The organism is Pirellulales bacterium, assembly GCA_035499655.1.
Lineage (GTDB): Bacteria > Planctomycetota > Planctomycetia > Pirellulales > JADZDJ01 > DATJYL01.
Genome location: DATJYL010000030.1, coordinates 1 through 10,565, shown reverse-complemented (window position 1 = coordinate 10,565; position 10,565 = coordinate 1). Strand labels below are relative to the sequence as shown.

Genomic DNA, 10,565 nt, shown 5'->3' with positions numbered 1-10,565 from the left:
CATTGGGCGAGCAAGTTTTCTTTTCCGCAAGTACAAAGGTGTGTTGGCATGAAACGCTTTGTTGGTAAAAAACGCTTCTTCTTGATGCTGTGGGTCTTGAATTGGGTTGTCGTGGGCAGCGGCTGTTGTTGCCGGTGGTTCCAATCATCATATGCTCCCGCGCAGCCCGTGTGTTACGCCCAGCCGGCCGCTCCGCCTGCCACGTATTACACGGCTCCGGCGGCGCCAGCGGTTACGCCGACCGTGGTTCAATCTCCCGCCTGCGCTCCGGTAGTCACACAACCGTGCTGCCCGTGCCAATGTCAGTAGGTCGATTGCAAAGCAACGCATGTGGCGAGCCATCGTCCAATTCATTCGCGATGTTCGCCAGGCCATCGAGCGCTGGTTTGCCGACGACGGCCCCTTGATGGCCGCGGCCACGGCCTACTATTTAGGCCTGTCGTTTTTTCCCTTGTTATGGGTGTTGATTGCCGGCCTGGGGTGGTTTCTCCAACACACGCATCTGGGCCATGATGCGCAGGAAGAAGTGCTAACAGCCATCGCACAGAATGTTTCGCCTACGCTAAAGGACTACGTGGCTGATTCACTGAAGGTGGTGCAAGATCGCTCGATCATCAACGGCCCCATCGGCCTCGCCACCGTGTTGATTACCGCGCTGGCCGCCTTTGCGCAGCTCGATTCCGCCATGGACCGTATCGCCGGCCAGCCGGTCGGCCAGTCGAAAAGCATGCTCGCCCACGCGTTGGCCTTGGTTGTGCAGCGCGGCCGGGCTTTTTTAATGTTGTTGGCGTTGGGCGCGGTCATTGTGCTGGTGTTTTTGACCGGAATTGTGGTGGCCGCTGTCGAAGCGCAAACGACGGCGATCGTGCCTTTGGGAGGTTGGTTTTCCGACGCTTTGCAAATTGCTGTGGCGCTAGCCATTAACGCGGCCGTGTTCACGCTGCTGTTCCGCCTGTTGCCGAAATCGCCCGCCGGTTGGGCTGACTGCTTTTACGGCGGATTGTTGACGGCCGCCGCCTGGGAAATTGGCCGGCAGTTGCTAAACATATTTATTGCCCGCAGCCGGTATACGAGCGCCTACGGCGTGGTAGGGGCATTTCTAGCGGTGCTGTTGTGGTGTTATTACGCGATTAGCATTATTTTGATCGGCGCCGAATACATTCAAGTGTTGCGGAACCGCACTGAGCAACCATCGTCTGGCAATAACATTTGAGATGGCAGCAAATATCGACGTGCGCGATGGGACAGGCCGAGACAGGTGAAAACCATCGCAGCGTGGTTCGCGATTACGACCAATGCGCGAAGAATTCTTCCAAAGCGGCCAGCGAAGAAAAATGTGCGCCGATCCGCGCACGGAGAATTCGATCGGACACCATCTTGTCGAGCAAGTCGTCCATCAACTCACGATTTGTCGGCAAGGAATTGGAACCTGATGTGCCGCCCCCAGCAATCGCCACGGTTGATATGGGGCGCGGGTTGGTGTAGCCCTCGTTCGTGATGGCCGAAGAACTTACGACCGGCGCAGCCGCGCTGCTGCTGGTGACTAGCGTGGAAGTGCTTTGCGTCACCGTGGGAGAACTGTTTCCGCCTCCGCCCTTTAGAATTTGCAAGATGTACTGCAAGTCGGCGCTGGTGAAATAGCCATCATGATTTACGTCGTCGTAGGTCGCCAGTAGAGCGGCAGTGACGCTGTATTTGGTCAAATAGTCTGGCAAATCGGTCAGGGCCATCATTCCCGCGGCAATATCGGCGGCGTCGAGCTGCTTATCTTGATTAAAATCGCCTAACACTGGCGGTATCACCACCGCTTGATTGGACACATTGCCGAAACTCACGCCCGTAATGCTTGCGCCGGCCACGACGTTGACAGCGTACACGCCACTACTGGGCGCCGTCTCGGTGAAATTGGACGGAGTGATTTCGCGGATATAATGTTCGCCCGGCGATACATTCGTGAATTTGTAATTGCCGTTAGCGTCGGTGGTGACGCTGAAGTCGGCGCCGGTGGTAATTTGCAGGGACCAGCTATTCAGCGTGCCGCTGTCTTGGGCCACGGTATCGGCGACCTGCAACGTCCATACTCCGTTGGCGTCGGTCCCGTTCAACGTGGAGAGCGTACCAATCGGCCGGTAACTTCCCGTGAACGGCGCGCGGCCGCTGGAAATCGACGAGGAAGCTTGATCGTCGAAAATGGTGTTCGTGTAATTGTGTCCATTGCGGCCGTCGTGGCTGGCCAACACGATTTGGGTGCCTGTGGGGCTAATCAGCGTGATGACCAGGTCAGAATCGTACGTGTGGGTGATGTTTACCTCCACGTTCAGATCGTCGATGGCGCCCACAATCCCGGAGATTTTTTCGGTCGAAGTAATCGTCGTCACGTCGGGAATTGTAACGGGAACATTGGTCGAGGCATACGTTGCTTGCACGGCCGGATCGAACACGCCGTTATCGTCGACATCGTCGAATACCGTAACCCCTGACATACCTGTCTCGCCGCTATTTTGCACACCGTTGCTGTTGGCGTCGTTGTAGACTGTGCCGGAAATACTCGAGCCCAGCAATCCGGCGACAACCAAATTCGCCTTGGGACTGCCCAAGCCAGTAACCAGATCGTAACCGGCGGCCGCCGCAAAGCCGTTGTTGCCGCTGGTGATGTCGTGAAAATCAGTGGACGGAAGTTGGTACAATAGCGGCAGGGTTTGCGTACTGCCATCGAGCGAGCTTAACCCCGCCAGGCTGCGTCCTTGATCGGCAATGGCAATTAACGCGGCCCAGGAGGGCGTTGCAAAGCTGGTACCGCCGACCTGAATCCACGGCGTGGTGGTGCCAAAATCGTAGGAATCGTAAACGCCGACGCCGCTGTTGGGATCGGCGTCGAAAGCCACGTCCGGGTTGGCCCGCTTGGTGCTGCTTTGCGTGACAATGCCCGATTGATACGATGGCTGCGATTCATACGCGCTAACGCCGCCGCCGCTTCCGCTCCAGCCGCTTTCACCCAAATAATCGCCTGCCGAGTCAGTCGACAGCGTAGTGCCGCCGACGGCTAGCACATCCGGCGAGTAAGCGGGATATCCGCTGGGCTCGCCATCATCGCCGGTGGCCGCCAGGAAAGTAACCCCTGCGTGGCCGCTGGGAGTAGTGAAGTACGTATCGTAAGAACTTTCGCTGGAGAACTCGCTGCCACTAAAGCTCATCGAGACGGCCACTACGCCGGGTTGGCTGCGAGCATAATTCACAGCGGCTTGGATCAGGTTGGCATCGCTGGTGCTGGTGGCTTCCACCAGCAAAATGTTGGCGCCCGGCGCCAGGGCGTGCGACCATTCCACATCGAGTGCGGTTTCCAGTTCCCAGGTGTCGTCGCCGGCGCCCTGTTTGCCGGAGGGGTCAGTCGTGGGGTAATTTGTGGTGCCGTTTTGCGCCACCTGGGTGAAAGTTGGCGGGGCTGGCAACCCAAATGCCGTATCGAAAGCAGCTAAATCGGTTTGAATCGTAGGATCGTGATAGGCGTCGATGATGGCAATCGTTTCGCCGGTGCCATCTCCCACGATGCCGCCGTTAAACGAGATTTGGTTAAAACCGTATGCGTCGCGAATTTGCGTCGGCGTTAAACCGACCGGTCCGCTGCTGGCCAGAGGCTTCAAGCCGCTGCTGGAAAACAGCACGACATTGGTATGCGAACGACTGGCCGATGCGGAGCTGGCGGACAGTAAACAGCGCAGCTCCAAAACTTCGAAGCTGGAAACGTAATGCCCAACACGGCGATTCGGCGCTTTCGACGCGGCGAGTTTACCCGGGCGGCGGTTGTGAGAAATGGCTTGCGCTGGGCTATTCATGTATTCAACTGAAGTCGAGCCGCTTCACTCTATCGAGAGCAGATGATTCCCGTCGTGTGGGTCCAAGGTGCTTCGAGTGCCATTTGCCCTGGCGCCTTGCCCTGCGCGAATTTCTCCTAGGGAGCGATCGACCAGATAGGGGCCATTGTCGGATTAAATTGCGCAACTGTCAAGAATTTCGGCATCGGCAAGGTTCGTTCTCTAATCGAAATCGAATCCTTGGCTGCTCCCCCATTCGAAAGGGTTTTTAGGAAATTGGCGAGGCTTTTTTGGGTGCGGAAACTTGCGAGTCATTTTGTGGCCCGGCAAAGTTTGCCAATTTTATCCGAGCCGAACCGACAGCATCGTCAGATTTTACCATCCGCTATGCCGAGCGCATTTGGGGCTGCGAAACCTTGCCAACCATGCCGATGATGCTTAAGGAACCCCTGATGCGTATTGGATAAACCCGCCGGAGCGCATCCCTCGTCTGGTTTCCACCCATCCTTCAAGAACATTGCGTCCGCGCATCCGTGTTGTTGTCGCTTCGCGTTTGTCGCCCCTTGCATTTCGCTTTGCTGCTGATTGTGTTCATGAGCCGAGCCACTTGTATTCGCCGCCTTTTCTCAGCAGGTGCAGCCAGCCGGCCCCATCGCACTGTGCCGGGCGGGCCATGCGCGCTGTGGGTTCGGCGGCCGATTCGGCCTGTTGTGGGTCGAATTGCCGCGGCCTGTTTGCTGTCACTGCTGGCGTGGCCGGCTATTGCAGCGTTTGCTGCCGACACGCCCAACAATTATTCTGATGCGGCGACTATCTACCCCAGCATTAAGTTTGCGTCGCAGGCGAGTATTGCCCCGCCGGCAATGATCCCGCAGGATTCCGATAGGGCGGCAGCGATAGACGGACTGGCTACATTTTCGCAACAGGAAGAAACACCCGGCGATGCTCCTATTCGATTAATTTCGTTCCAGCAGCCTAGCAATCTGGCAGAAGAGCAAGTACCGCCCGGAATGATGTTGCAACAAATGGTGCAGCAAGACACCCACGCGCCGGACCTGAACGCGCTGGCCAATCAATCGGCTTATTGCCCGCCTCCAACGGCTTCGGCGCCGGATGTGACGGGCGATTATCATTGCGACTGCAACGCCTGGCACTGGCAGGTGCTGCCGCAGGGCATTATTTATCAGTCGTACATGGCCGGCACCAAAGAGCCGCGCTTCGCCACGTATTTCGATCAGAACAGTGTGATGGGCGACATGTGGGATGTTTCGCTCGGCGCGCGGGCCGGCATTTTTCGCTACGGAAACGATGACCCCAATTGGCCCGAGGGTTGGCAACTTGACATTGAAGGCGGGGTTTTTCCGCGGCTGGATCCGCAGGGCTTCAGCACGCCGCTGATTGGGGACGATTTCCGCTTCGGCATCCCGCTGACTTACGGCGGCGATCGGTGGGAGTTCAAGATGGGTTACTACCACATCAGCGCTCACTTGGGAGACGAGTATTTGCTGTACGTCAACCCGCTGGCCAACCGCATCAATTACGTGCGAGATTCCGCCATTTTGGGCGCCGGCTACTTTTTCACCCCTTCGTTCCGCACGTATGGCGAAGTGGGATACGCCGCCGTCGATGGCGGCGCCAAGCCGGTGGAATTGCAATTCGGCTGCGAATGGATGCAAGCCCGCAACACCGGATTTCGCGGCGGTCCATTTGCAGCCATCAACGGCGATTTACGTCAGGAAGTCGATTACGGCGGGAATGTGAGTGTGCAATTCGGCTGGATGTGGCGGCAATATGCCCGAGGATCGAACTTCCGCATTGGGGGCCAATACTTCTACGGCAAGGACGACGAGTACGAATTCTTCAATCAAACGGTCTCTCGTTTCGGCTGGGGCATGTGGTACGACTTCTAACGTCGTTCCCCAGCATTCTTCCGGCTTGCATCCCGGCAATTTCCGCGGACGGTTTAGCACTGTGTACCCCGTGGCCAGTCGGCAAGCGGGTGGTTATGCTGAGAATTTGATCCAGGCTTAGCCGGCAGTCTTTTGCGGCGCAAGGTCTATCGTTTTCAATCAACACTTCTTCTGGGAATCGCCATGAGTTGTACATCTCCCGCTTCTGTTTCCTCGGCTGCGCTCATCGTTGCAATCGGATTACTGCAGACCCTAATGACTGCGTCTGTATCGACGGCTCGGGCCGATGACAACGACGCGCCCAAAACCAGTCCCGTGGCGATAAGCGACCCTGTGGCCAATGTGAAAATCGAGCGGGCGTTTCCCAATTTGAGTTTTGCGAGGCCCATTTTCCTGACCTCTCCGCCCGACGGCACGAATCGTGTGGCGGTCATTTCGCAGTATGGATCGATCCTGATCTTCCCTAATGACGCCGGCGTGGAAGACACCCACGAGTTGCTAAACATCAAAGATCGAGTCGTGTATCACGACAATCAAAACGAAGAAGGCCTGCTGGGGTTGGCCTTTCATCCCCAGTTTAAGGAAAATGGGCAATTTTTTGTGTATTACACCACGACGGGTGCGCAGCATACCGGCGTGCTGGTGCGGTACCACATTTCGGCCGACGATCCTAACCGCGCCGACCCTGATAGCGCGGAGGAAATTTTCCGCTCCCCTTCCAAAGAATTTTGGAACCACAACGGCGGCACGATTCTATTCGGGCCCGATGGTTACTTGTATCTGTGCCTGGGCGACGGCGGCGCAGCCAACGACCCGCACGCCCACGCTCAAGATATTTCCACCGTATTGGGTAAAATCCTGCGCATCGACGTCGATCATCCAGACGGCGGAAAAAAATACTCCGTGCCCAAAGATAACCCGTTTGTCGACGTGCCTGATGCCGCCCCGGAAGTGTGGGCCCTGGGTTTGCGAAACGTGTGGCGGATGTCGTTCGATCGGCTAACGCACAAGTTGTGGGCCGGCGACGTAGGGCAAGACACCTGGGAAGAAGTCGACATCATCGAGCGTGGGCATAACTACGGATGGAACCAGCGGGAAGGATTTCATCCTCTGGTGGTCAAGAAAAACAATCCCAACCAGCCGGGTCCGCCGCCGGACAAAACGTATGGAACGCTGACCGAGCCGCTATTCGAATATCATCACGCCGTGGGCAAATGCATCGTGGGCGGGCACGTGTACCGCGGTAAGGATGTGCCCGAGCTGCAAGGCGCTTACCTATTTGCCGACTACGTGACCGGCCGGGTTTACGCCCTGTGGTACGACGAACAGGCCGGGAAAGTGACGAGCGTACAGCCGATTGATCCGCCGGCTGCCCCATCGAATGGAAACAGCGGTTTTACCTTCGGTTCCAAAGGCCTGGGCATCTTCAGCTTTGGCGAAGACGAGGCGGGAGAAGTGTACTTTACGACCGTCCAGGGCGTGATTCAACACTTTCGCTCTGCGGCAAACTCCGCGGCCAAGTAAAAAAAGTAAAGCCGGGGCGTGTTTTATCGGCGGCGGCGGGCTGCCCACATTGCCGGCAACGCCAAGCCGAGCAATATCAACGAACTTGGTTCGGGAACCGTTGCATTACTCCCTCCACCGCCTTCCAGTTCGTGGGTTATTAAGTACTGCACATCCGCGCCGTTGATCTGTCCATCGCCATTCTGATCGAGCACAGCATACAATTCATCGGTGGTCAGCGGAATTCCGTAGGGATTGCCCGCGGCGGTTGCATAAAGCGATAAATTGGCCAGCGCTTTTTCCTCCGCCAGAATGTCAACCGCATCCAGGTGCTTGTCGTCATTCACGTCGCCGGGCAAAAATGTTAAGGCAGGCATGCCGCTGGCCGGTTCAATTTCGCCGCTGGAGCCGGAGACGAATTTAGCGCCGGTGCCAAAGCCGGTGAAGTTAATGAGGGCGAGCTGATCGGCATTTAGCCCGCTGGGGAACGATAAATGGTCAGCGCCGGGGGTCCAGTCGTCAACCTGCAATGTGGAGGAAGTTCCCAATTCCCCGCCGCTGGCGTTGAATTGAACCGTCTCGCCACGCCCGCCAATTCCCATATCCAAATGTGTGGTGGCGCTATTTGGCAAAGTCAACGTGCCAAAACTCTGATTGACCAAACCGGTTCCCAAGCTACCGGCCTGAATCGTGATGCCCGGCAGGCTGTCCATGCCTGTCAATGTGAGTTTTCCGCCGCCGGTTTTAATCAGGGTGACGCTCCCCGAGACGAGGCCACTGAGCGTAATATTGTGAGCAGTGCCCACAGAGTCGGCGGCTTGGATAACGGTGGTGCCGGAGGCATCCGTCAGCGAGACCGGAATATTTGAAGACCAATCGGCCGTGGCGCCCAGCACTCCGCCGCCCTGCGCTAGCACCAAGCTGGCGTTACCGGTGCTCCCGGTCGGGTACGTTGCTTGGATGCCGGAGCTGCCGATGTAAAGGGCGCCGGCAGTGGTTCCGTTGCCGATGGTAATCAGGGCCGTTCCGCTGGTCACGGTACTAGAAAAAATATTGATTCCCGGCAGCGTTACGGTGCCGCCGTACAGATAAATATTGGCAGCATCGCCGTTCACACTGACCAATTGCATAGGACTCGTGGACGAAAGCGTACCGTTGGTAACTTGAAAGAATTCTGCCCGCGCACTGGCTCCAGTGCCGACCGATATGGGGCCATTTACCGCCAGTGAACCGTTCGTCATCGAAAATGTGGCGGAGGAATTTCCCGAGCCGAGCGTCAGGCCCGTCATGGTCGTGATACCGCCGTTAATGATGACGCCGCGCGTATACTTGGGGATGGTGACATCGGAGGCCGTGAAAGCACTGCGTGCAATATTGACGTTCCCAATCGTGTTGTTGCCGCCGTCGATTTGCAGCAGCCCACCGTCGGCATTGGTCGTGGAGATGTTGGAGAAATTGGTGGTGGAACCGGGTTCAATCGTAATCACTCCGCCGTTGCCGTTGCCGGTGTTGTTAACGCCCGTCAAAGTGACGGTTCCTGCCGTGGCGGTAAACGTGCCGCCGTTCACGTAAATACCTCCAACGGTTGTGCTGCTGGCCAACGCGAACGCCCCGCTGAAGGTATAGGAAGCGGCCGCGTCAATCTGCAGAGTGCCACCCGCCAAGGGCGATGTAAGTGGCACCGTGTTTGTCGCCGCTTCCAACTCCAAAGTGCTGGAATTGCTAAAGGTTGGCACGTTCGTCAATGTCACCGATCCCCCCACCGCCAACACCCCGCCGTTGATGGCTAGGGTGTTGTTAATCGTCAAAGGTCCGCTGAGTGCCATGGTTCCTGCACCCGTCTTGGTCAGGTTATCGCCTGTCAGGCCCGATGGGTTGGTGTTCGTGTAAATTTGGCTGGTATCCACTTGGACGGTGGGCGTGGTCCCAGAACCAAGTACAACGGTGCGAGCCGTCGAGTAGCCCGTATTGACTTCCAGCGTGCCGTTATTGATGGTCAACGTGCCGCCGTTGCCCAAGCTCGTTGCGGAATTCACGCTCAGAATGCCGGCGTCAATGGTGGTGTTGCCGGTGTAACCACTGCTTCCATTCAAAGCCTGTGTTCCGCTTCCCTGCTTGTCGATGCTGACCGCCCCGCCAGTATTGTTAATGGCTCCGGTGAATGTGGACGTGCCGGTGGAAACATTAAGGATAATTTGCGTCGTGCTGCCATTCGTGTTGTCGACGGTGCCGCTGCCGCTGACGCCTGGCAAAGTCGGAGATGTAGCATTCACATCGAGCGTGCCAGGGGAAGTAATGCTGACCGATCCAGTGCCCAGTGCGGTGGCGGTACCCATTTTCAATGTGCCGCCCGTGATTTGTGTGCCGCCTTGATAACCATCGCTGGTGCCATTCAACGTGGTGATGCCGCTACCAGCCTGAACGACTTTGCCCGTACCCGTGATGTTGCCACTAAAGGTGTAGCTATTGGAGCGATTGAACGAAATGGTGCCGTTGTCGGTTAAATTGGTGCCGCCCAAGGTTCCTGAAGTCGGAGTGCCGGTGCTGCCCAATTGCAAAGTGGCGGTGGTACCGATGGTAGTATTGCCCACGTAGTTGTTGGTGCCGGTCAAAATGACGGTGCCGGGTCCATCGGCTTCGAATTTTCCATTGCCTCCGATGTTGCCGTTGAAGGTCATGCTATCGGTGGGATTTGTCGTAGTCACGACGGTGTTGGAGTTTAACGTAACGTTGGAATTAATCGCGTGATTACCCAACGATACGGTCACAGCCGCCGATGTCGTCCCTACTCCGGTATCCAGCGTCAGCGTTTGGCTGGCGGTAGGAGTAATGGCGTAGGACGAGGCACTGTTGAAGCTGAGGGCGCCCACGGTTTCGCTGGCGTCCAGGTTGACCGTCGTCACCACCCCCGCGGGCGTACTCAAAAAGCTGGCGGAATCGCCCGCATTATGCGGAACGCCTGCGTTCCAGTTGTTCGTGTCGCTCCAGTTATGGGTGGCCGAGCTATTGGTGGAAATCCAGTTCGAACTGACCGCAGAACTCACGCTGTTCACATCCAACGTTACATAACCGCCGCTCAGCGCGAACGAATACGTTGTATTTGGCTGCGCGTTGAGAATGTGCGGGTTGGTAGCCGAAGCGGTGGTCCAGGTGCCGTCCAGTCCCTGGCCGCCGATGCTGCCGGTGTACTGAAACAAATTGTAAACATGATTCCCGAGCGAAACGTAAGGGGTCGTGCCGCCAACCGAGTATAAATTAATTCCCGTCGTGTCGAACAACGACAAACCGCCCGAGTTGCTGATGGTGGCCTGATCGTAACTGCTGTCGCTGGCGAATTCGA

6 protein-coding genes are annotated in these 10,565 nt (G+C 57.0%); 4 read left to right on the top strand and 2 right to left on the bottom strand.

Annotated features, from left to right (window positions below; genetic code table 11):
* The first annotated feature begins 48 nt into the window (after positions 1-48).
* Both VMJ32_02045 and VMJ32_02040 read left to right on the top strand, forming a co-directional pair.
* Positions 49-309, top strand: coding sequence for a hypothetical protein (locus VMJ32_02045; protein HTQ37777.1), 261 nt, complete (start codon positions 49-51; stop codon positions 307-309).
* 19 nt (positions 310-328) lie between these two features.
* A complete protein-coding gene (locus VMJ32_02040) occupies positions 329-1,213 on the top strand; it encodes a YihY/virulence factor BrkB family protein (protein ID HTQ37776.1) in 885 nt (294 codons plus the stop codon).
* A gap of 73 nt (positions 1,214-1,286) precedes the next feature.
* On the opposite strand, the gene VMJ32_02035 is transcribed toward VMJ32_02040, so the two are convergent.
* The gene (locus tag VMJ32_02035; protein HTQ37775.1) at positions 1,287-3,833 is read right to left on the bottom strand and encodes a proprotein convertase P-domain-containing protein; all 2,547 of its coding nucleotides are present in this window, start codon (positions 3,831-3,833) and stop codon (positions 1,287-1,289) included.
* Positions 3,834-4,405: 572 nt separating this feature from the next.
* Between VMJ32_02035 and VMJ32_02030 the strand changes: the two genes are divergently transcribed.
* Together VMJ32_02030 and VMJ32_02025 are read left to right on the top strand one after the other, a co-directional pair.
* Positions 4,406-5,722, top strand: coding sequence for a DUF1207 domain-containing protein (locus VMJ32_02030; protein HTQ37774.1), 1,317 nt, complete (start codon positions 4,406-4,408; stop codon positions 5,720-5,722).
* Positions 5,723-5,977: 255 nt separating this feature from the next.
* Complete coding sequence (locus VMJ32_02025) at positions 5,978-7,246, top strand: PQQ-dependent sugar dehydrogenase (protein HTQ37773.1); 1,269 nt, start codon at positions 5,978-5,980, stop codon at positions 7,244-7,246.
* Positions 7,247-7,269: 23 nt separating this feature from the next.
* Here VMJ32_02025 and VMJ32_02020 read toward each other — a convergent pair.
* The coding region (locus VMJ32_02020; GenBank protein ID HTQ37772.1) for an autotransporter-associated beta strand repeat-containing protein at positions 7,270-10,565 on the bottom strand (3,296 nt) is incomplete at its 5' end.